Here is a 22,282-nt window from a genome sequence, read left to right as displayed (position 1 = left end):
TACAAACCCGCTGTTCATGCCCCATAGAAGCAAGGATAATTGCGATCATGGACAATCCATCTACCATTCTCATCGTCGACGACGACCGCGACATCCGCCAACTGCTGGCCGACTACCTCGAGTCGAACGGCTACCGCGCGCTGGCCGCCGGCGACGGCGTGGCGATGTGGAAGATCCTCGACGAGGCCCGTCCCGACCTGATCGTGCTCGACTTGAACCTGCCCGGCGACGACGGCCTGACCCTGTGCCGTAAACTCCGCGCCACCTCGAGCCTGCCCGTCATCATGCTGACCGCGCGTAACGAGCCGCTGGACCGCATCCTGGGCCTGGAGATGGGTGCCGACGACTACCTCCCGAAACCCTTCGAGCCGCGCGAACTGCTGGCGCGCATCCGCAGCGTGCTGCGCCGCTCGCATGCGATGCCATCGAATGCGCCGGCCGAGAACGTCCAGCAGATGCGCTTCTCGGGCTGGACGCTCGACCTCACCGCGCGCCACCTGCTCAATCCGGACGGCATGGTGATCATGCTCTCGGGCGCCGAGTTCCGCCTGCTGCGCGTCTTCCTCGAACACCCGAACCGCGTGCTGAACCGCGACCAGCTGCTGAACCTGACGCAGGGACGCGACGCCGATCCCTTCGACCGCTCGATCGACATCCAGATCAGCCGCCTGCGCCAGAAGCTGGGCGAGGACGCACGGATGCCGCAAATCATCAAAACCGTGCGTAATGGCGGCTACGTGCTGGCCGGCCAGGTAACCGTGGAGCCGACCACGTGAAAGCCTTCCTCGGCTCGATGACGGGCCGTGTCTTTGCAACCCTGCTTCTCGGTATCCTGATTTCGGCAGCGCTGACCCAGTGGCTGGCCGACGTCGAGCGCCAGCGCGTGCTCGAGCGCCAGCGCGACCAGACCCTGATCGAACGCGCCGAGCAACTCATCATGGCGACGGAAATCGTGCCGGCCTCGACGCGCCGCGCCTACCTCGGCGTCGCCAACCGCCCTGGTTTGCAACTCGAAGCGGGACCGCCGCAAGCGTCGGCGGCAACGCCGACCCCGTTCGCGAAAACCCTGTCCGAGCGGATGGGCAAGGGTTACCGGATCGAGGCCGCCGCCAAGCCGCCGGCGGCCTGCGCGCATCCGCCGCGCATGCCCTTGCTGTACGGCCTGCTCAGCGCCGAATGGCGCGGCGCCTGCGAGAACCTGAACGTGCGCCTGCGCGACGGCGAGCAGCTGCACCTGTCCGTGCTGCCGCCGCGCACGCTCGTTTCCGCCGAAACCGACTACCGCGCCGTGCTGGCGCTGTTCTTCTTGAGCATCGCCATCCTGGCCTACCTGGTCGCACGCATGACGACCCGGCCACTGAAACAGCTGGCGCAGGCCGCCCAGGATCTCGGCCACGACATCAACCGCGCGCCGCTCGATCTCACCGGCGCCAGCGAGATCCGCCAGGCCAGCGCCGCCTTCAACGCCATGCAGGCGCGTATCCGCCAATACATTTTCCAGCGCACGCAAATGCTGGCCGCCATCACCCACGACTTGCAGACCCCGCTCACGCGCATGCGCCTGCGCCTGGAGAAGGTGGCGGATAACGACCTCCAGGAGCGCCTGATCGGCGACCTGTCGGCAATGCAAGCCATGGTGCGCGAAGGACTGGACCTGGCGCGCAGCATGGACACTACCGAGAGCATGCAGTGCGTCGATCTCGATTCGCTGCTGGATTCCGTCTGCGACGATGCGGCCGATGCCAGCCAGGCCGTCGCGCTGACGGGGCGCTCGGGCATGGCGCTGCTGGGCCGCCCGCTCGACCTGCGCCGCTGCCTCGGCAACCTGATCGACAACGCGGTGAAATACGGCCACCAGGCGCAGGTCACGGTCGACCGCGTGAACGGCGCGGCGCGCATCCGCGTGCGCGACGGCGGCCCCGGCATTCCGCAGGCGGAAATGCAGCGCGTGTTCGATCCGTTCTACCGTGTGGAAACCTCGCGTTCGCGCGAATCCGGCGGTACCGGGCTCGGCCTGACGATCGCCCGTAACATCGCCGAGCAGCACGGCGGCAGCATCGCGCTGGCGAACCATCCCGAGGGCGGCCTCGAGGTCACCCTCATGCTGCCGGAGTACTACCCGAATAAATGACGCCGTCATATGCCGGTGTCATACTGATCGACTTCATCGCACATTGACTGATAAAGCCGCCGACACGCGCGGTAAGGGACTTGAATGAAAAAGAATACGCTCGCAATCATCGTCATCGTCGTGGCCGCCGGTGCCGGCGGTGCCTGGTACATGAACCATGGCGCATCAAGCGAGGGCCAGTCCGGCCAGGGCGGCCCCGGCGGTAAAGGCGGCGCGATGCCGCCAACGACCGTCAACGTGGTCACTCCGCAGCGCCAGGACGTCGGCGTCGACGTCGCAGCGAACGGCACCGTGACGCCCCAGCGCACCGTCGACCTGCGCCCGCAGACGACCAGCACGATCCGCGAAGTGCACATCAAGGAAGGCCAGTTCGTGAAAGCGGGGCAATTGATGTTCTCGCTGGACGACCGCAGCGACCGCGCCAGCGTGGCGCAAGCCGAAGCGGAAGTGGCGCGCGGCCGCGCCAACCTGGCCGACCTCGAGCGCCAGTACAAGCGCAGCCAGGACCTGGTGGCGCAGAAATTCTTGGCGCAAAGCGCCGTCGATACATTGAAGAGCCAGGTCGACGCCGCGCGCGCCGCACTGGCCGCCAGCAGCGCCGCCGCGCGCGCCAGCCAGGTCAACGCCAGCTATACGACGATCCGTGCGCCGATGGCGGGCCGCGTCGGCGCCATCAACGTCTACCCGGGCAGCCTGGTGCAGCCCGCCACCTCGCTGACGACCGTTACCCAGCTCGACCCGATCGACGTCGCGTTCACGCTGCCGGAATCGAGCCTCGGCTCGCTGCTGGCCGCCCAGAAACAGGGCGCGGTCACCGTCGAAGCCTCTACCGGCGGCGACGCCAAGCCGGTGAGCGGCAAACTTTCCTTTGTCGACAACACGGTCGATCCGACCAGCGGCACCATCCGTGTGAAGGCGCAGTTCGGCAACAGCGAGGGCTTGCTGTGGCCCGGACAATACGTGAATACCCGGGTCACCGTGCGCACGATCCGCGACGCCGTGGTGATTCCGCAAAATGCGATTATCATCAATGCCCAGGGCACCTTCGTTTACGTGGCCGAGAACGGCGCTGCGCGCATGGTGCCGATCACGCGCCAGCATGCATTCGGCCTGAACGCGGCGGTGACCGGTCTGAACGGCAACGAACAGGTCATTACCGAAGGCAAGCAGAACCTGCGTCCGGGCGGCAAGGTGCGCTTAGCCGGCGCCAAGCCCCAGCAGGGCGCCCAGGGTGCAACTGCGGCGGGAAAGGATAAAGCGGCATGAATTTGTCCGAACTGTGTATCCGCCGTCCCGTGATGGTGGTGCTGCTGTCGATCAGCCTGGTGCTGGTCGGCATCCTCGCCTACATGCACATCCCGGTCGCGGCGCTCCCCAGCTATAACACGCCGGTCATCAACGTCAACGCCAACCTGCCGGGCGCCAGCCCCGAGACGATGGCGTCCTCGGTGGCGCTGCCGCTCGAGAAGCAGTTCTCGACCATTGCCGGCATCAAGCTGATCACCTCAACCAGCACCCAGGGCAACACCTCGCTGACCCTCGAATTCGACACCAAGATCGACGTCGACAAGGCGGCGGTGGACGTGCAAGCCGCACTGCTGGCCGCCCAGCGCCAGCTGCCGCTGGAAATGACCGACTTGCCGTCCTACCGCAAGATCAATCCGGCCGACGCCCCGGTCCTGTTCATGCACATGACCTCGCCGTCGATGAATTTGTCGGAGCTGAACGACTACGCCGAGAACATGGTGTCGCCGGCGATCTCGACCTTGCCGGGCATTGCCCAGGTGACGGTGAACGGCGGCAAGCGCTTCGCCGTGCGGGTGCGCGCCCGTTCCGACCTGATGAACGCGCGCAATATCTCGATGGACGAACTGGCGAACGCCCTGCGCGCCGCCAACTCGAACGCGCCGCTGGGCGTGCTCGACGGTCCGGCGCAGACGCTCACCATCCAGGGCGGCGGCCAGCTGATGAAGGCGGCCGACTTCGCCAAGCTGATCGTCGCCACCCGCGACGGCATGCCGGTGCGCCTGCAGGACGTGGCGAATGTCGAAGACAGCTACCAGTCGGTGAAAGCCGCCGGCAGCCTGAACGGCGAACGTTCCATCGTGCTGATGGTGCAGCGCCAGCCGAACGCGAATACCGTGCAGGTGGTCGACTCGGTGCGCGCGCTGCTGCCGAAATTCGAGTCCCAATTGCCGGCTTCGATCAAGATCCACCTCGTCAACGACCGTTCGGTGTCGATCCGCGAAGCGATCCACGACGTCAACCTGACCCTGGCCGGCACCGTGGTGCTGGTCATCCTGGTGATCTTCCTGTTCCTGCACCGCCTGACCGCGACCCTGATTCCGGCCGTCACCGTGCCGATTTCTCTGCTGGGCGCGCTGTCGCTGCTGTATGCCTTCGGCTACAGCCTCGACAACATTTCCCTGCTCGGCATTACGCTGGCCGTCGGCCTGGTGGTCGACGACGCCATCGTGGTGCTGGAAAACATCGTGCGCCATATGGAATTGGGTAAAAAGCCCTTCCACGCGGCCCTGGTCGGTTCGCGCGAGATGGGCTTCACCATCATCTCGATTTCGATCTCGCTGGTGGCCGTGTTCATCCCGATCTTCTTCATGCCGGGCGTGATCGGCCTGCTGTTCCGCGAATTCGCCGTCATCGTCGGCCTGGCGGTGCTGGTCTCGGCGGCAGTGTCGCTGACCCTGGTGCCGATGATGTGCTCGCGCCTGATCAAGGGCGGCGGCCACATCGAGCCGCACGAGATGTCCTGGGTCGGACGCCGCTTCGAAGCCATGTTCACCAGCGTGCGCAACGGCTACGCGCGCACCCTGGACACGGCGCTGCGCCACCGTTTCCTGGTGCTCATGATGGCCTTCGGCACGCTGGTGCTGACCGTCATCCTGTATTCGACCATGCCAAAAGGCTTCTTCCCCGAGGAAGACATCGGCCAGCTGCGCGTGACCGTCGAAGCCTCCGAAGACACGTCCTCGTTCAAGCTGCAGGAATTGCAGGGCAAGGTGGTCGACGCCGTGCGCGCCAACAAGAACGTGCAGAGCGTCACCTCCTTCACCGGCGGCGGCAATACCGGCCGCATGTTCCTGGTGCTGGTGCCGCGTTCCGAGCGCCCGGCCATGCCGGAAGTGCTGGACGAATTGCGCAAGGCCACGCGCGGCATCGCCGGCGTGCAGGTCTACATGGCGCCGGTGCAGAATCTCCAACTGGGCGGCCGTCCGAGTAAAAGCCGCTACCAGTATTCGCTGCAGAGCGTCTCCGGCGGAGAAATCGGCGGCTGGGCCGACCAGTTCCTCGAGCGCATGCGTGCCAATCCGATCTTCCGCGACGTCACCAGCGACTCGCAGAACCGCGGCCTGCAGGCCACCCTCGACATCGACCGCGACAAGGCGGCCCTGCTGGGCGTCGACATGGCGAGCGTGCGCACCGTGCTGTACGCCACCTTCGGCGAGCGCCAGGTCTCGACCATTTATTCGAGCGCGGCCAGCTACTACGTGATCCTGGAAGCGGCCGAAGCCGACCGCTACTACGACGACGCGCTGGCCAAGGTGTCGGTGCGCGCCAAGTCCGGCGAACTGGTCAAATTGTCGAGTTTTGCCAACGTGCGCCGTACGGTCGGCCCGATCGCGATCAACCACCAGGGACAATTGCAGGCGATTACGCTGGCCTTCAACCTGGCGCCGGGCGTGCCGCTGGGCGACGCCACCGCGGCGATCGAGCAGATGGGCCGCGACATGAAGCTGCCGGCTTCCGTCATCACGCAGTACGGCGGCGACGCGGCCGTGTTCCAGGACACGCAATCGAGCCAGCTGGTGCTGATCATCACGGCCATCGGCGTCATCTACGTGCTGCTCGGCGTACTGTACGAGAGCTATATCCACCCGTTGACGATCCTGGCCGGCCTGCCGTCGGCGGCGGTCGGGGCCTTGCTGACGCTGTGGCTGTTCGACATGGACCTGACCCTGATCGCGATGATCGGTATCCTGATGCTGATCGGTATCGTCAAGAAGAACGCGATCATGATGATCGACTTCGCCCTCGATGCACAGCGAAATGCCGGCATGACGCCGGTCGAGGCGATCCGCGAAGCCTGCATCCTGCGTTTCCGTCCGATCCTGATGACGACGCTGGCCGCGATGATGGGCGCGCTGCCGATCGCGCTCGGCATCGGCGCCGGCGCCGAACTGCGCCAGCCGCTGGGCCTGGCCGTCGTCGGCGGCCTGATCTTCTCGCAGGTGATCACGCTCTACATCACGCCGGTGATTTACCTGTACCTCGACAAGTACAGCGGCAGCGGTCCGATGACGGACGACGACGTGGCGGCGGCCGAGGCAGCTTCCGACGCGGCCCACGTCCAGCACGAACCGGTGAAACACCCGCACGTGCGGATCGGCTGAAACATCCTGTAACAACCATCAGGATACCTAGCCTGTAAGCTGTACGCGGAACGCGGCCGTGCGTAGTGGACTCAAACCGGGTAGACTTCGCACGCGGCCGCGTGTCGCGTTAATGGCTATCCGGAAAGTGCAACCGATTTTGCGTGACCAATCCCATATTTGCGTAGAGCACGGCGAAGTGTGCCAACACTGCGGGCAGCCCTTGCCTGGCCCCGGTCCTGCCGTGCCGCAGTATGGCGACCGGCGCACCAGCCGCACCGGCCTGGCCGTCACGATCCTCTTGCACCTGCTGCTGGTGGGGCTGTATTTTTACCAGCCCGAGAAGCCGGAAAAGAAAGCCCGCCCGCCCGATGGCAGCGAAGTCGTGTATGTCGCGCCGCTGAAGAAACCGTCCCCGCCGCCGCCGCAAAAGTCGGCAACCGCCAAGCCGACCAAGCCGAACAAGGCTACCCCGCGCCCGACGACGCCGCGCGTCGAACGCCTGCCCGACACCATTACCTTACCGAACGAAAAACCGGTCGAAGTGGCCAAGGTCGAGCCGCCACCGGAACCGAAGCGCGAAGAGATTCCGCCGGAAATGGATATGGCGGAATACATCGCCAAGCGCCGCCAGGCACGCGGCGCCACCGACCCGAGCACCACGACGGAAGAAAGCGAAGCCGCGCGCGGCACCCGCACCGCGCTGGCGAACATTGCCGCGATCAACAAGCGTGGCCAGGACGACGCCAACGAAAGCGGCGGCATCTTCTCGATCTCGAACAAGACCTTCCACAGCATGGACCTGAAGTTCCGCGGCTGGAACCCGAACTTCAAGCGCCGCTGGCTCACCTCGGTAACGGTGGAGCAGGGCAGCGAGCCGGATGTCGAGACGGCCGTCGTCAAGAAGATGATCGAGCTGATCCGGCGCGAAAAATCGGGCGACTTCGAATGGGATTCGCATCGTCTGGGCAAGGTCATCACGATGAGCGCGCGGCCGAAGGATACGGCCGAATTGCAGGCCTTCCTGATGAAAGAGATGTTCCCGGAGTACAGGCCGCCGGCGCGCTGAACGGCTTTCCGCACGACCTCGCGGCCGCTGATGCGGCCGTTTTCTTTTCTGCTGAAAACAACGTCGATACAGTGTGCGGTAACCGAACTGCACCTTTGCGGTGCATTATGGGTAGGCCTTAAGGACGAGCTAGGCTGGATGCATGCCCAGCCGGTTCGTGCCCACCCCGGGCGCAGGCGGGCGATCCTTCCCGGAGCCACCCATGAGCAAGAAGCCCCCATCCGCCTTCGATCCCTCGCGCCGTGCCACCCTGGTCAAGACCGGCGCCGCCCTCGCCGCCGGCATGATGCCGTTCGGCCTGTCCGCAGCCCCGCCTCCAGTGTCCGCAACGCATGCACGTACCTGGCACCGTCCCAATGCATCCAGTCCCGTCGGCAAGCACATGCTCAAGATGTACGCGAAGGCGGTGCGCGCGATGCTGGCGCTGCCACCCGAGGATCCGCGCAACTGGTATCGCCACGCCATCATTCACACGCTCGACTGCCCGCACGGCAACTGGTGGTTCCTGCCCTGGCACCGTGCCTATCTCGGCTGGTTCGAGCAGATCTGCCGCGAACTGAGCGGCTATCCGCGCTTCGCCTTGCCCTACTGGGACTGGACTGCGGAGCCCAAGGTTCCCGATGGCATGTTCAACGACGTGCTCGACCCCAACCACGACGCCTACATCCCGACGGCTGTCGACTTCGACGTCCGCCTTCGTTCGGCGATCGCCAATTCCGCTTACTGGACCTCGCCCAACGGCGTCTTCAGCCGCAATTCGCAATTCGGCCAGCTGCTCGGGCGCAGCGTGCGCTTCGAACAGGACCTGATGTTCGATATCGTGAGCGACCCGTCCGGACGCCTGTTCTACGACCAGCCCGGCGCGCGCGGCCTGCGCCGCGAGCGTCCCGAATTCAATGCGGCCACCAGCGATTCGGTCTCCAGCGCCACGATCCGCGCCGCACTCGCCGCACCCGACTTCCCGACCTTCGCCAGCCCGAAAACGGCGAACCACGGCACCTCGGCCGGCTTCGGTATCCTGGAATCGAAGCCGCACAATTCGGTGCACCGCTGCGTTGGCTCGCGCGACTGCAACTTCGTCGAGTCGCGCGGCTTCATGGCCGACATGCTGTCGCCGGTCGACCCGATCTTCTTCCTTCACCACGGCAACATGGACCGCCTGTGGGATGTCTGGGAACGCAAGCAGCAGCGCCTCGGACTGCCGACCTTGCCGAGCGGCGCGGAATTGCGCACCGATTTGCCGGAGGACCAGAAGTCAGCCGCAGAGAAGGCGACCGACTACTACCGCTGGGCGCGCGAGCAATTGCTGTTTTTCGTCGACGCGCAGGGCGCCCCGGTCAAGGAAACCCGCGCCGGCGCCTATGCGGCGATGGCGGCATTCAATTACGACTACGAGCCCGGCTCCGGCGAAGACGTGGTGCCGCGCACCGACAGCCGGCCGCGCTCGCGCCCGGCGGGCCCGCGCTCCTTCCCGGGGAAGGTGCTGACCCGGCGGGTCGGCAGCGAGCAGCCGGCCAGTGCGCACGTGCCCGTGCCGGCCGCGACGATCGAGGCCGCCGCGACTGCCGGGCTCACGCTGGTCGCCAACGTCACCTTGAGCTTCTCCGACATGGCGCACGACCCCTACGTAGTGGTGCTGAACGGCCCCGACGACCTGTCCTCGGTCGATGCGAACAGCCCCTTCTACCTCGGCACCATCATGATGTTCGGCCACCATCGCCACGGCGGCCCGCTGACCTTCGCGCTGCCGCTGGGCGAGAAGCTGGGCACGGCCGGCACCAGCCAGCGCAGCGATGCCGGCGCCGGCCTGCGGGTACGCGTCGTGCCGCTGCATGCGGCGATGGGGCACCACGGGATGGGAGACGCGGCACAGGTGGAACTGGTGGGGGTGAATGTCGAGGCGTATTGAGTCCGGCGTGCAGGCGTAAAAAAACCGTGCTGCAGCACGGTTTTTTATTCGAATCGCGAGGGTGCGATTTTTATCCGCCAGCCTTCAGTTTGCGCGCCACGTCCAGCGCGAAATAGGTCAGCACGCCATCCGCGCCGGCGCGTTTGAATGCCATCATCGACTCCATCATGACCTTGTCGTGATCGAGCCAGCCGTTCTGCGCCGCCGCTTTCAGCATCGCGTACTCGCCGCTGACCTGGTAAGCGAAGGTCGGCACCTTGAACTCTTCCTTCACGCGGCGCACCACGTCGAGGTAGGGCATGCCGGGTTTGACCATCACCATGTCGGCGCCTTCGGCCAGGTCCAGGGCGACTTCGCGCAGGGCCTCGTCGCTGTTGGCCGGGTCCATCTGATAGGTGTTCTTGTCGGCCTTGCCGAGGTTCGCGGCCGAGCCGACGGCGTCGCGGAAGGGGCCGTAGAAGGCCGAGGCATATTTGGCCGAATAGGCCATCAGGCGCGTGTGGATGAAGCCGCGCTGCTCGAGGGCGTTGCGGATCACGCCCATGCGGCCGTCCATCATGTCCGATGGCGCGACGACGTCGACGCCGGCTTCGGCCTGGGCCAGCGCCTGGCGCGTCAGCATCGCGATCGTCTTTTCGTTGACGATGTAGCCGGTCTCGTCCGGCAGGCCGTCCTGGCCGTGGGTCGTGTACGGATCGAGCGCGACGTCGGTCAGGATGCCCAGCTCCGGGAAGTGCTTCTTGAGGGCACGCACCGCGCGCGGCACCAGGCCGTCGGGATTGGTCGCTTCCACGCCGTCATAGGTTTTCAGGGAGGCATCGATCACCGGGAACAGGGCCAGCACAGGGATGCCGAGGCTCACGCATTCTTCCGCCACCTTCAGCAACAGGTCCACCGACACGCGTTCCACGCCCGGCATCGAGGCCACCTGCTGGCGCTGGTTCTCGCCGTCGAGGATGAAGACCGGATAGATCAGGTCGGAGGCGGTGACGGTGTTTTCGCGCATCAGGGCGCGCGAGAACGGATCGCGGCGCATGCGGCGCATGCGGGTGGCGGGGTACTGGCCGGTAATGATGGAACTCATCGTGATCGCTTTCTTCAGGATTAGTCGGGATCGCTGCCGCCGTCGATCGAATCGTCGATCTCGGGCTCGATGTCCAGGCCGATCAGGGACTGGATCTTGGCATCCGCTTCTTCGATGCCGATCCGCTTCAGGGCCGAGAACAGTTGCACGGTAAATGGAAAACCTTCGCCGTCTTCGTCGACATAGCTTTCCAGCACGCCTTTCGCTTCGCGCAGGGCGTTGGCCTGCTCGTTGCGGTTGAGCTTATCGGCCTTGGTGAGAATGCAGTGGATCGGTTTGCCGGTCGGGGCGAACCATTCGAGCATCTGCACGTCGAGGTCGGTGAACGGACGGCGCGAGTCCATGATCAGGACCAGGGCCGCCAGCTGCTCGCGCCGCTGGACGTAGTCGCCCAGCAGCTTTTGCCAGTGCAATTTCGCATTGCCCGACACTTCCGCATAGCCGTAACCCGGCAAGTCGACCAGCAGGGCACGGATTTCCTCGACGATGGTCGGGTCCTTGCGATGCTGGGCGACGTGGGCGCCGCCGATCGAAAAATAATTGATGTGCTGCGTGCGGCCAGGGGTTTTCGAGGCGAATGCCAGGCCCTTCTGGTTGGTCAGGATATTAATCGCGGTCGACTTGCCCGCGTTGGAACGGCCGGCAAAGGCGATCTCCGGCACCACGGTGTTGGGGAGATCGCGCAGCTGGTTGACGGTCGTGAAGAAGCGGGCTTGCCAGAGTTTGGACATGGAAGAGAGGTGAAAAAGGCAATGAAATGAAGCAATGAGGAAACAAAGCTATTGTACAATAAGGGGTTATCAATTGTATGGGCTGCCCCTGTGGGAGCCGGTTAGGCCGCTGTAATTACAATAAATCTGTTGTCGACTTTTTCAGGGTGCTCGAATGAATCGTGTGTCTGTATCGTCCGCTAACGCGGTGTTCGTGAAATCGTTGTTGGTTGCAACCCTGGCTCTCAGCAACGTCGCTGGCGCAGCCGAAGCGCAGCGCCCCGCCAAACCCGACGCCGCCAAAGGCGCCACCCTGTACGAAAGCGGCGATACCGCCCGCGGCTTGCCGGCCTGCCTGTCCTGCCACGGCGCCAACGGCAACTCGAGCATCGCAGCGAACCCGAAACTCTCGGCGCAGATCGAAGCCTACACCCATAAGCAGCTGGTCGACTTCACGACGCCGCAGCGCGTGAACCCGGTCATGACCACCTACGCCAAGATGCTCACCGACGAGGAAAAGCGCAACGTCGCCGCCTACCTCGCCGTCCAGAAGACCAAGCAGGGCGCAGCCAAGAACAAGGACACCGTCGAACTGGGCCGCAAGATCTATCGCGGCGGCATCGCCGAGAAGGGCGTTGCCGCCTGCGCCAGCTGCCACGGCGCCGCCGGCGCCGGCATCCCGGTCCAGTATCCGCGCCTGGCCGGCCAGCAACAGGATTACACGACCGCCCAGCTGGTGAATTTCCGCACCGGTGCGCGCAAGAACAGCCCGCAGATGACGGCACTGGCGCAGCGCCTGTCGGACGATGAAATGAAGGCAGTGGCGGATTACATCGCCGGCCTGCGTTAAAAAATCACGCATGACGAAGTAATGAAAAGGGCGGCAGCGTGAGCTGACGCCCTTTTTGCTGCAAACTAGGAAGTAGCATGAGCACCACCGGAATTGAACTGAAAACGCGCCGCTCCTGGCTCGCCGAAACCGTCGAGCTGGTCTCGTCGATGCGCTTTGCGATCAGCCTGCTGGTGATCCTGGCGATCGCCGCCATCGTCGGCACCGTGCTGCGCCAGGGCGACATCATGCCGAACTACGTGAACCAGTTCGGTCCCTTCTGGTACGAAGTCTTCCGCAAGCTCGGCCTGTATACCGTCTATACGAGCTGGTGGTTCCTCCTGATCCTGCTGGTGCTGATCGTCTCCACCAGCCTGTGCGTAATCCGCAACGCCCCGAAGATGATGCGCGACATGCGCAGCTGGCGCGACAGCGTGCGCGAAGAGTCGCTGCGCAATTTCCACCACAAGGCCGAGTGGACCGCGCCGCTCGATGCGCGCGCACTGGCCGAGCAAAGCGCCGTGCGCCTGGGCCATGCCGGCTACAAAGTGAAAATCGTCGAGAAGGAACACGGCACCCTGGTCGCGGCCAAGAAGGGCGCAGGCAACAAGTTCGGCTATATCTTCGCACACACGGCCATCATCGTGATCCTGCTGGGCGGCATGCTCGACTCCGAACTGCCCATCCGCATGCAGCAATGGTTCTTCGGTAAGACGCCCTACATGGGCGGCGGCCTGATCAGCGACGTGCCGGCCCAGCACCGCCTCAGCGTCAACAACCCGACTTACCGCGGCAACATCCTGCTGGCCGAAGGGCAGACCGGACGCGTGGCCACCATCCAGCAAGCCAGCGGCTCGCTGCTGCAGGAACTGCCATTCGACATCGAACTCAAGAAATTCAACATCGATTTTTATTCGACCGGGATGCCGAAGCTGTTCGCCAGCGAAGTCCTCGTGCACGACCGCGAACTGAATAAAACCTTTCCGGCGACGATCAAGGTCAACGAACCGCTGATCTACAAGGGCGTTGCCGTCTACCAGTCCAGCTTCGAGGATGGCGGCAGCCGTCTGAAACTGACCGGCTTCCCGATGACGGGTCCGGATGCCAAGGCTTTTAATATTGCCGGCGAAGTCAATGGCGCGACCGAGCTGAAGGCGGCGGGCAGCAGCTTCTCGGTCGAGTGGTCGGGTTTTAGGCCATTCAACGTCGAGAACGTGTCCGGCAACGATCCGCGCGCGGTGGCAAAGGGCCAAACGCTCAACGAGCAGTTCGCGGCGACGCTGGGCAAGGCCTCCGGTTCGGCCGGCAAGCATGCCGACAACAAGGACCTGAAAAATGTCGGTCCCAGCGTGCAATACAAGTTGCGCGACCAGACCGGGCAGGCCAAGGAATTCCTGAACTACATGCAGCCGGTGACGCTGGAAGGCGCGCAGGTCTACCTGGCCGGCGTGCGTTCCAGCCCATCGGAAACCTTCCGCTTCCTGCGTATTCCCGCCGACGACGCCTACAGCGTGCGCGAATGGATGCGCCTGCGCGCGGCGCTGGCCGATCCGGCCCTGCGTGCCGAGGCTGCGCAGCGCTACGCCACGCGCACCATGGGGCAGGGACAGGCCGGCGGCGCGGCGTTCGCCGAACAGCTGCGCGATTCGGCCGAGCGCACGCTGGGCATGTTCGCAGGCGTGGGTACGCCGGGCGGCTTCGTCGCCGTGGCGCAATTCCTGGAAAAAATTCCCGCGGCTGAGCAGGAAAAGGCGGCCGGCGTCTTCATCAAGATGCTCAACGGCGTGCTGTGGGAGCTGTGGCAGGCGGCGCGCGCACGCGAGGGCTTGCCGGCCATCGAAGGCAACGACACCCATGCGCGCTTCCTGCAGCTGGCGACGAATGCGCTGTCGGACAGTTTCTTCTACGGCGCCCCGGTCTACCTGCAACTCGAGGAATTCCATGAAGTCAAAGCTTCGGTACTGCAGGTAACGCGTTCGCCTGGCAAGAAGATCGTCTATCTCGGCTGCGTGCTGCTGATCGCCGGCATCTTCGCCATGTTTTATATTCGCGAGCGGCGCCTGTGGGTGTGGGTGCGCACGCAAGAGGGCGGCGCCCACGCGCTGATGGCAATGAGCACCCAGCGCAAGACCCTGGATTTCGAAAAAGAACACGCAGAGCTGTCAGCCAAGCTGGCGCAATCGGCGTAAGCTGTTCCAAAAAATTGGTACTGGAGACAAGCATGGAAGCATCCCAACTCAAGCCCGGCATGGCCCACAAGGAAGCCTACAAGGAAGCGCCCGGTTATTTCCGCAGCCTGAGCGCGGTCGACTGGCTGTTCGGCGCCGGCCTGCTGGCCGCGGCCCTGTTCGCCCTGAACCGCTACGCCGGCTACATGGACGTCTACGAGCGCGCCATCTTGCTGCTGGCCGCGCCGACCTTCGCCGCGCTGGGCTGGCACTGGAAGCCGGTGCGCTGGCTGATGCCGCTCGTCGCCCTGCTGTCGCTGTGGGCCGTATCGCTGTACGACGGCGCGCTGGTCAATGCCGAGCAAAAATTCTTTTTAAAGTACATGCTGTCGAGCCAGTCCGCGATCCTGTGGATGAGCGCCTTGTTCGCGTTCTCGACCGTGTTCTACTGGATCGGCCTGCTGGCCCGTTCGCCATCCGGCGCCGCGATCGGCTCGCGCCTGTGCTGGGCTGCGGTCGTGCTCGGCTTTACGGGCATGATGGTGCGCTGGTTCGAGTCCTACCTGATCGGCAGCGACGTCGGCCACATCCCGGTGTCGAACCTGTATGAGGTTTTCATCCTGTTCGCGATGATCACGGCCCTGTTTTATCTTTACTATGAAGAGCGCTACGCGACGCGCCAGCTGGGCGCTTTTGTCCTGCTGATCATCGGCGCCGCCGTCGCCTTCCTGCTCTGGTACACGGTCTCGCGCGACGCCGCGGCGATCCAGCCGCTGGTGCCTGCGTTGCAGAGCTGGTGGATGAAGATCCACGTGCCGGCCAATTTCATCGGCTACGGCACTTTCGCGCTGGCGGCGATGGTCGGCACCGCGTATTTGCTGAAATCGCATGGCATCCTGGCCGACCGCTTGCCAAGCCTCGAAGTGCTCGACGACGTCATGTACAAGTCGATTTCGGTCGGCTTCGCCTTCTTCACCGTGGCCACCATCCTCGGCGCGCTGTGGGCCGCCGAAGCCTGGGGCGGCTACTGGTCCTGGGACCCGAAAGAGACCTGGGCGCTGATCGTCTGGCTCAATTACGCGGCCTGGCTGCACATGCGCTTGATGTCCGGTCTGCGCGGACGCGTGGCGGCCTGGTGGTCGGTGGTGGGCCTGCTGGTGACGACGTTTGCTTTCCTGGGCGTCAATATGTTTCTGTCTGGACTGCATTCTTACGGAGAGTTGTAACTCCTTTGTAAAAAACCGCAACGCGGCAAGCTAATTTGACGAAATCGTGTAAGGTGAAGATTCAATTGCCTGGAGTTAGCGATGCTCATCAAACCTAGCCGCGACGGCAGCAACCCGCCGCTTTCCTCCGAAATCACGCCGCGCGAAGTCTACGAGGAGCGGCGCAAGTTCATCGCCCGCATCGCGGCCGGCGCCGCCGTCGGCAGCGCGCTGTGGGAGATGGCCAACCGCGAAGCCTTCGCGCAAACGCCGGCAGGGCAGAAGCTGGCGGCGAAAGCCAATCCGGCCCTGTCCACCACCGAGCCGCGTACCGCCTTCAAGGACGCGACCAACTACAATAATTTCTACGAGTTCGGTTTGGATAAGGGCGACCCGGCCGACAACGCCCATACGCTCAAGACCCGTCCCTGGACCGTGTCCATCGAAGGCGAGATCAAGAAGCCGATGCGCCTCGACATCGACTCGCTCACCAAACTCGCGCCGCTGGAAGAGCGTGTGTACCGCCTGCGCTGCGTGGAAGGCTGGTCGATGGTGATCCCCTGGGTCGGCTATTCGCTGTCGAACCTGATCAGGCAGGTCGAACCGAACGGCAACGCGCGCTACGTCGAATTCACGACCCTGGCCGATTCCAAACAGATGCCGGGACTGCGCAGCGGCGTGCTCGACTGGCCCTATGTCGAAGGCCTGCGCCTGGACGAGGCCATGCACCCGCTGACGCTGCTCACTGTCGGCATGTACGGCCAGGTGCTGCCGAACCAGAACGGCGCGCCGGTACGCGTCGTCGTGCCCTGGAAATACGGTTTCAAGTCCGCCAAGTCGATCGTGCGCATCCGCTTCATGCGCGACCAGCCGAAGACGGCCTGGAACGTGTCGGCGCCGTCCGAATACGGCTTTTATTCGAACGTGAACCCGAGAGTGGACCACCCGCGCTGGTCGCAGGCAAGCGAACGCCGCATCGGCGAGGACGGCTTCTTCAAGAAGAAGCGCGAAACCCTGATGTTCAACGGCTACCCGGAAGTCGCTTCACTGTACGCCGGCATGGACCTGAAAAAGTACTTCTGAAATGGCGAGCAATCCCACGCCAAAACAACTCTCGCTCATCAAGGGCGCCGTCTTCGTCGCGGCGCTGCTGCCGTTCTTATGGGGCGCCTTTCTCGTGTTCGGGGGCGAGCTGGTCGACCCGCTCGAATACATCACCCACGAGACGGGCGACTGGGCCTTGTACCTGCTCTGCACCACGCTGGCGGTGACGCCGCTGCGCCGTCTGACGGGCTGGAACTGGCTGGTGCGGCTGCGGCGCATGCTGGGGCTGTACACATTTTTCTATGCGCTGCTGCACTTCATCGCCTTCTTCTGGTTCGACCACTTCTTTGATGTAGCTGCGATGCTGCGCGACGTCGCGAAACGGCCGTTCATCCTCGTCGGCTTCACGGCCTTCGTGCTCCTGATCCCGCTGGCCGCGACCAGCACCAACGGCATGATCAAGCGACTGGGCGGCAAGCGCTGGCAATGGCTGCACCGCCTGATCTACCTGATCGCGCCATTGGCCGTGCTGCACTTCTGGTGGATGAAGGCGGCCAAGAACAACCTGGCGCAGCCGACGCTGTTCCTGGTGATCGTGGCGCTGCTGCTGGGGCTGCGGGTCTACTGGAGCCGCACGAAAGCCAAGACCGCGCAGGCCGCGGCACGCGTTTGAATCGCCCACCGCGTATTTACGCTCTGAAACGTTTTGTAGCCTTCCTTACCGGTCTGCTTCACCTGTTGGGGCCGATCGGCGGTGTAATGCATCCATCGACGCACTCTTAGCGTTACCACCGAAAGGAACGACAATGAAAACCAAACTGATCGCCTCCGCACTGATCGCTTTCAGCGTCGCCGCCAGCGGCAGCGCGTTTGCCCAACGCAATGACCACGGCAATGATCGGTACCAGCACAACGAGCGCCACGATCGTTACGACAATGACCGTCACGGCCGCAATGACCGCTACGATCGCGACGACGCCCGCCGCTACCACCGCGACGATTACCGCGGCGGCGGTCCCCGCCACGACCTGCGCCGCGGCCAGCGCCTGAGCCAGGAATACCGCGGCAACCGTTACGTCGTCAGCGACTGGCGCGCCCGCCACCTGAGCGCGCCGCCGCGGGGCCATCACTGGGTCCGCGCCGGCAACGACTACGTGCTGGCGGCGATCGCCACCGGCATCATCGCCCAGGTCCTGCTGAACAATTAAGTCTGGCCCTGAAAACAAAAAACCGCGCCTCCGAAAGAGAGCGCGGTTTTTTTGTGCGTGCTTTTTAAAGCTTATTTCAGCATCGTCTCCAGCGCGAACAGGTCCGCCGGATTCTCGCGCTGGCGGATCACGTGCACCTGCTCGCCATCGACCATGAGCTCGACCGCGCGGCCGCGCGTGTTGTAGTTCGAGGCCATCGTCATGCCGTAGGCGCCGGCGCTCATCATGGCCAGCAAATCGCCCGGCTGCAGCGCCAGTTCGCGTTCGCGCGCCAGCCAGTCGCCCGATTCGCAGACCGGGCCGACGATGTCGTACACGGCCTTCTCGCTCTCGCGCGGCACGACCGGCTGCATGTCCATCCAGGCGCCGTACAGGGTCGGACGCATCATGTCGTTCATGGCGGCGTCGATGATCGCAAAATTCTTTTCCGCGCCGGGTTTCAGGAACTCGACTTTCGTCAGCAGCACGCCGGTGCTGGCGACGATCGAGCGGCCCGGCTCGAAGATGACTTTGACGGCGCGGCCGTCGTGGCGCGCGGCGCGCCAGGCGTCGATGCGCGCGAACAGGCGGCCGAGATAGTCGCCGACCGGCACCGGCGGCTTGTCGCCGGCCACGCCATAGTCCACACCCAGGCCGCCGCCGATGTCGAGGTGGTGGATGTGGATGCCCTCGCTGTCGAGCGTGTCGATCAGCTCGATCAGTTTATCGAGCGCTTCCAGCAGCGGCGCGTCGTCCAGCAGCTGCGAGCCGATATGGCAGTCGATGCCGACCACGTCGAGGTGGGGCAGGGAGGCGGCGGTGCGGTAGGTCTCGAGGGCGTCGTCGAAAGCGACGCCGAACTTGTTCGCTTTCAGGCCGGTGGCGATATACGGGTGGGTCTTGGCGTCGACGTTCGGGTTCACGCGCAGCGAGACCGGGGCGCGCTTGCCCAAGCTGCCGGCCACGTCGTTCAGGCGATGCAGTTCGGGGATCGATTCGACGTTGAAGCAGAGGATGCCCTTGTCCAGCGCCAGGCGCATCTCGTCTTCGGTCTTGCCGACGCCCGAGAAGATGACTTTATTCGGATCGCCGCCGGCCGCGATCACGCGCAGCAGTTCGCCGCCCGAGACGATGTCGAAGCCCGCGCCCTGGCGCGCCAGCAGGTCGAGGATGGCCAGGTTCGAGTTGGCCTTCATCGCATAGCAGACGAGGGCGTTGCGGCCCTGGCAGGCGTCGCTGTAGGCCGCTAAGTTGTCCAGCAGGGCCGCCTTCGAATAGACATAGGCCGGCGTGCCGAATTCTTCGGCGATGCGGGACAAGGGGGTGCGCTCGGCGTGCAGGACGCCGTTTTGGTACGAAAAGTGCGACATGAATGGCTTATTGGACGGGCGGGTTCAGGGGCTGGTTCGGCGGCGGCAGCGCTTCCGAGGTGGGGGCGACGACCGGGGTCACCGGTTTGACCGGCGTCGCGGCGGGCTTGGCCGGCCGTTGCGGCATGTACAGCGGGCCGGTCTGGCCGCATCCGCTCAGGACGATTGCAAGCGCAGTGGGAATAAGAAGCGCGGTAGGTGACTTCACGATTAGAATCACGGTTTGATCAAGACCTTGGAGTGTAGCATGACCGAATCCGAATTTTTGGACCTGGCCGATTCGACCCTGAACCGCATCGAAACCTGTTTCGACAAGCTCAACGACGACGACGTGGTCGACGTCGAGTGCAAGCGCAACGGCAACGTGCTCGAGATCGAGTTCATCGCCAACGGCTCGAAGATCATCGTCAACAGCCAGGCGCCGCTGCAGGAAATGTGGATGGCGGCGCGCGCCGGCGGCTACCACTACAAGCGCGTCGGCGACGAGTGGCGTAATACGCGCGACGATTCGGAGTTTTTTGCGGCGCTGTCGGATATCGCCACTCAGCAGGGCGGCGCGCCGGTCAAGATCGGGTAATTCGGGCGTTGTAACGCGGGCATGCCCGCCCTACGTTACACCACCGTTCCATGGACTTGCTACGGGCGGCGGTGCACCGTATGGGGTCGTTGCGGTCAATGGCCGCAATGACGGTTTCACTGGGCATGCCCGCGTACACCGCGTCCCGATCGTGAACGAATATTTCAACCATGAGCCTTCGGTGAAATATTCTTTCAACTCTTAAAACAACTCATTCCTCACCGCGTCCTGCTGCTTCTGCTCGGCCGGCGCCGGCGTCGTTCCCACATCCAGCGACTGCACGCCCGTCCCCGGCGGGTTCTCCGCATAGTAGTACTCGCCATTTGCCATGATCAGCCCCGGCGGCACTTCGCGTTCCTCGACCGGCACGCCCTTCAGCGCCGTCTGCATGTAGCCGATCCAGATCGGCAGGGCCAGGCCGCCGCCGGTTTCCTTGTTGCCCAAATTTTTAGGCTGGTCGTAGCCCATCCAGGCGATGCCCACCACTTTCGGCTGGTAGCCGGCGAACCAGGCGTCGATCGAGTCGTTGGTGGTGCCGGTCTTGCCCGCGATGTCCGGACGCTTGAGCGTAGCTTGCGCTTTCGCCGCGGTGCCGTAGCGGGCCACGTCCTTGAGCATGCTGTCCATCAGGAAGGCGTTGCGCGCATCGATCACGCGGTTCGCTTCCATGCCGGCGCGTTCCGGACGCGCTTCCGACAGCACTTTACCCGCACTGTCGGTCACCTTCGAGATCAGGTAAGGGCTGATGCGGTAGCCGCCGTTCGCGAACACGGCGTAGGCGCCGGCCATCTGCAGCGGCGTGGTGGCGCCGGCGCCCAGTGCGAGCGTCAAATACGGCGGATTCTTTTCGGCGTCGAAGCCGAAACGGGTCGCGTATTCCTGGCCGTAGCGCGCGCCGATGCGGTTCAGGATGCGGATGGAAATCATGTTCTTCGATTTCGTCAGGCCGCGCCGCATCGTCATCGGACCTTCATACTTGGCGTCGTAGTTCTTCGGCTCCCAGGCCTGGCCGCCGGTCTGGCCGGCGTCGAAGGAGATCGGCGCATCGTTGACCAGGGTCGCCGGCGACAGGCCGCGCTCCAGCGAAGCCGAATAGATGAAGGGCTTGAACGAGGAACCCGGCTGGCGCCAGGCCTGCGTCACATGATTGAATTTATTCCGGTTGTAGTCGAAGCCGCCGACCAGGGCCTTGATCGCGCCATCCTCGGTGCTGGCCGCCACGAAGGCCGATTCGACTTCCGGCATCTGCGTGATCTTCCAGTCGGAAGAGCCGTCCTGCATCACGCGGATCAGCGCGCCGCGGCGGATGCGGCGGTTCGGCGCAGCCTTGGCGGAGAGCCAGCTCGATGCAAAGGACAGGCCCGGCCCCGTGATCTTGATCTCTTCGCCCGAGGCCAGCACGGCGGTGACGGAAGACGAGGAGGCCGACAGCACGACGGCGGCCACGATATCGTCGCTGTCCGGCTTTTCCGCCAGTTCCGCTTCGATCGCTTCGTCGGCTTCGGTCTTGTCGTTCGGGATCTCGATATACGATTCCGGGCCGCGGTAGGGATGGCGGCGCTCGTAGTCCATCACGCCGCGGCGCAGGGCGAGGTAGGCCGCGTCCTGGTCGGCCTTGGTGATGGTCGTGAACACGTTCAGGCCGCGCGTATAGGTGTCTTCCTTGAACTGCTCGTACACCAGCTGGCGCGCCATTTCGGCCACGTATTCGGCGTGCACGCCGAAGGCGGTGCTGTCGGATTTGATTTTGAGTTCTTCGTTCTTCGCCGTTTCGAACTGGGCATCGGTGATGTAGCCGAGCGAATGCATGCGCTGCAGGATGTACTGCTGGCGCGTGCGGGCGCGGGTCGGATTCACGACCGGGTTGTAGGCCGACGGCGCTTTCGGCAGGCCGGCCAGCATGGCCGCTTCGGCCACGCTGATGTCGCGCAGGTCCTTGCCGAAATAGATCTGGGCCGCCGACTGGAAGCCGAAGGCGCGCTGGCCCAGGTAGATCTGGTTCATGTAGACCTCGAGGATCTGGTCCTTGCTCAGGTTCTTCTCGATCTTCCAGGCCAGCAGCGCTTCGTAGGCCTTGCGCTTGAGGGTCTGTTCGCTGGAGAGGAAGAAGTTGCGCGCCACCTGCTGCGTGATGGTCGAGGCGCCCTGGCGCGCGCCGGAGCCGGTGGCGTTGTGCAGGGCCGCGCGCAGCACGCCCATGTAGTCGACGCCGCCGTGCTGGTAGAAACGGTCGTCCTCGATCGAGAGCACGGCCTTCTTCATCACGTCCGGAATGTCCTTGAAGCGCACCAGGGTGCGGCGTTCCTCGCCGAATTCGCCGATCAGGACGTTATCGGCCGTGAAAATCCGCAGCGGCATCTTGGGCCGGTAGTCGGTAATCGTGTCGAGGGCCGGCAGGTTGGGGTAGGCCATCGCCAGCGCAAACACCACCAGCAGCACGCCGACCAGAGCCAGTCCGGCAAGGGAGGCAAACGCCCACAGGATCAGGCGCTTGGGGCTGAATTTGTTTGGCGCCGGGGAATTCGTCGTTTGGGAAGATTTCATGCTGACTCACAGAATTGATCCGCCTCATTATAAGGCACCCCCTTCCGTGATGGCGCAAGCTCAACAG

18 protein-coding genes are annotated in these 22,282 nt (G+C 64.2%); 13 read left to right on the top strand and 5 right to left on the bottom strand.

All coding sequences use genetic code 11. From position 1 onward, the window contains the following. The first annotated feature begins 47 nt into the window (after positions 1-47). The 6 genes from ACFPQ5_RS24555 to ACFPQ5_RS24530 all read left to right on the top strand — a co-directional run bounded on the left by ACFPQ5_RS24555 (position 48) and on the right by ACFPQ5_RS24530 (position 9,497). A complete protein-coding gene (locus ACFPQ5_RS24555; protein WP_379761722.1) occupies positions 48-776 on the top strand; it encodes a response regulator in 729 nt (242 codons plus the stop codon). After that, complete coding sequence (locus ACFPQ5_RS24550; RefSeq protein WP_379761721.1) at positions 773-2,131, top strand: ATP-binding protein; 1,359 nt, start codon at positions 773-775, stop codon at positions 2,129-2,131. Before ACFPQ5_RS24555 ends, ACFPQ5_RS24550 begins: the two co-directional genes overlap by 4 nt. 84 nt (positions 2,132-2,215) lie before the next feature. Then, positions 2,216-3,397: an efflux RND transporter periplasmic adaptor subunit gene (locus ACFPQ5_RS24545; protein WP_379761720.1), complete on the top strand. Its 1,182-nt coding sequence runs from the start codon at positions 2,216-2,218 to the stop codon at positions 3,395-3,397. Continuing rightward, positions 3,394-6,540: an efflux RND transporter permease subunit gene (locus ACFPQ5_RS24540; RefSeq protein ID WP_379761719.1), complete on the top strand. Its 3,147-nt coding sequence runs from the start codon at positions 3,394-3,396 to the stop codon at positions 6,538-6,540. Before ACFPQ5_RS24545 ends, ACFPQ5_RS24540 begins: the two co-directional genes overlap by 4 nt. A gap of 202 nt (positions 6,541-6,742) precedes the next feature. Next, positions 6,743-7,588 (top strand): hypothetical protein, encoded by an 846-nt coding sequence (locus ACFPQ5_RS24535; protein ID WP_379761718.1) that lies wholly within the window; start codon positions 6,743-6,745, stop codon positions 7,586-7,588. A gap of 202 nt (positions 7,589-7,790) precedes the next feature. After that, positions 7,791-9,497, top strand: a complete 1,707-nt coding sequence (locus tag ACFPQ5_RS24530; RefSeq protein ID WP_379761717.1) for a tyrosinase family protein — start codon at positions 7,791-7,793, stop codon at positions 9,495-9,497. A 70-nt stretch (positions 9,498-9,567) separates the two neighbouring features. On the opposite strand, the gene hemB is transcribed toward ACFPQ5_RS24530, so the two are convergent. Both hemB and yihA read right to left on the bottom strand, forming a co-directional pair. After that, a complete protein-coding gene (gene hemB, locus ACFPQ5_RS24525; protein WP_379761716.1) occupies positions 9,568-10,581 on the bottom strand; it encodes a porphobilinogen synthase in 1,014 nt (337 codons plus the stop codon). Positions 10,582-10,601: 20 nt separating this feature from the next. Beyond that, positions 10,602-11,312: a ribosome biogenesis GTP-binding protein YihA/YsxC gene (gene yihA / locus ACFPQ5_RS24520; protein ID WP_379761715.1), complete on the bottom strand. Its 711-nt coding sequence runs from the start codon at positions 11,310-11,312 to the stop codon at positions 10,602-10,604. 154 nt (positions 11,313-11,466) lie between these two features. Here yihA and ACFPQ5_RS24515 point away from each other — a divergent pair, with 154 nt between their 5' ends. From ACFPQ5_RS24515 to ACFPQ5_RS24490, 6 genes are all read left to right on the top strand, one after another. Then, positions 11,467-12,141 carry a c-type cytochrome gene (locus tag ACFPQ5_RS24515; protein WP_379761714.1) on the top strand — a complete coding sequence of 225 codons (675 nt, stop codon included), beginning with the start codon at positions 11,467-11,469 and terminating at the stop codon, positions 12,139-12,141. Positions 12,142-12,218: 77 nt separating this feature from the next. After that, positions 12,219-14,309 (top strand): cytochrome c biogenesis protein ResB, encoded by a 2,091-nt coding sequence (locus ACFPQ5_RS24510; RefSeq protein WP_379761713.1) that lies wholly within the window; start codon positions 12,219-12,221, stop codon positions 14,307-14,309. Between the two features lie 32 nt (positions 14,310-14,341). Then, entirely contained in the window at positions 14,342-15,514 is a 1,173-nt protein-coding gene (gene ccsB / locus ACFPQ5_RS24505; RefSeq protein ID WP_379761712.1) for a c-type cytochrome biogenesis protein CcsB, read from the top strand. Between the two features lie 81 nt (positions 15,515-15,595). Continuing rightward, entirely contained in the window at positions 15,596-16,576 is a 981-nt protein-coding gene (gene msrP, locus ACFPQ5_RS24500; RefSeq protein WP_379761711.1) for a protein-methionine-sulfoxide reductase catalytic subunit MsrP, read from the top strand. Between the two features lies 1 nt (position 16,577). Further along, positions 16,578-17,210, top strand: a complete 633-nt coding sequence (locus tag ACFPQ5_RS24495) for a protein-methionine-sulfoxide reductase heme-binding subunit MsrQ (protein ID WP_379761710.1) — start codon at positions 16,578-16,580, stop codon at positions 17,208-17,210. Positions 17,211-17,343: 133 nt separating this feature from the next. Then, the gene (locus ACFPQ5_RS24490; protein ID WP_379761709.1) at positions 17,344-17,745 is read left to right on the top strand and encodes an RcnB family protein; all 402 of its coding nucleotides are present in this window, start codon (positions 17,344-17,346) and stop codon (positions 17,743-17,745) included. Between the two features lie 71 nt (positions 17,746-17,816). Here ACFPQ5_RS24490 and lysA read toward each other — a convergent pair whose 3' ends face one another. Together lysA and lptM are read right to left on the bottom strand one after the other, a co-directional pair. After that, complete coding sequence (lysA, locus tag ACFPQ5_RS24485; protein WP_379761708.1) at positions 17,817-19,094, bottom strand: diaminopimelate decarboxylase; 1,278 nt, start codon at positions 19,092-19,094, stop codon at positions 17,817-17,819. 7 nt (positions 19,095-19,101) lie between these two features. Next, a complete protein-coding gene (gene lptM, locus ACFPQ5_RS24480) occupies positions 19,102-19,302 on the bottom strand; it encodes an LPS translocon maturation chaperone LptM (RefSeq protein ID WP_379761707.1) in 201 nt (66 codons plus the stop codon). 39 nt (positions 19,303-19,341) lie between these two features. Here lptM and cyaY point away from each other — a divergent pair, with 39 nt between their 5' ends. Then, on the top strand, positions 19,342-19,671 hold the full coding sequence (cyaY, locus tag ACFPQ5_RS24475) for an iron donor protein CyaY (protein WP_379761706.1): 330 nt from the start codon (positions 19,342-19,344) through the stop codon (positions 19,669-19,671). 201 nt (positions 19,672-19,872) lie between these two features. On the opposite strand, the gene ACFPQ5_RS24470 is transcribed toward cyaY, so the two are convergent. Next, positions 19,873-22,215: a penicillin-binding protein 1A gene (locus tag ACFPQ5_RS24470; protein ID WP_379761705.1), complete on the bottom strand. Its 2,343-nt coding sequence runs from the start codon at positions 22,213-22,215 to the stop codon at positions 19,873-19,875. Positions 22,216-22,282: the final 67 nt, after the last annotated feature.

It is taken from the genome of Massilia suwonensis (genome assembly GCF_042655665.1).
GTDB classification, from domain to species: domain Bacteria; phylum Pseudomonadota; class Gammaproteobacteria; order Burkholderiales; family Burkholderiaceae_D; genus Telluria; species Telluria suwonensis.
The sequence above is the reverse complement of the archived record's forward strand: the minus strand, read 5'-3'. Positions and strand labels throughout refer to the sequence as shown.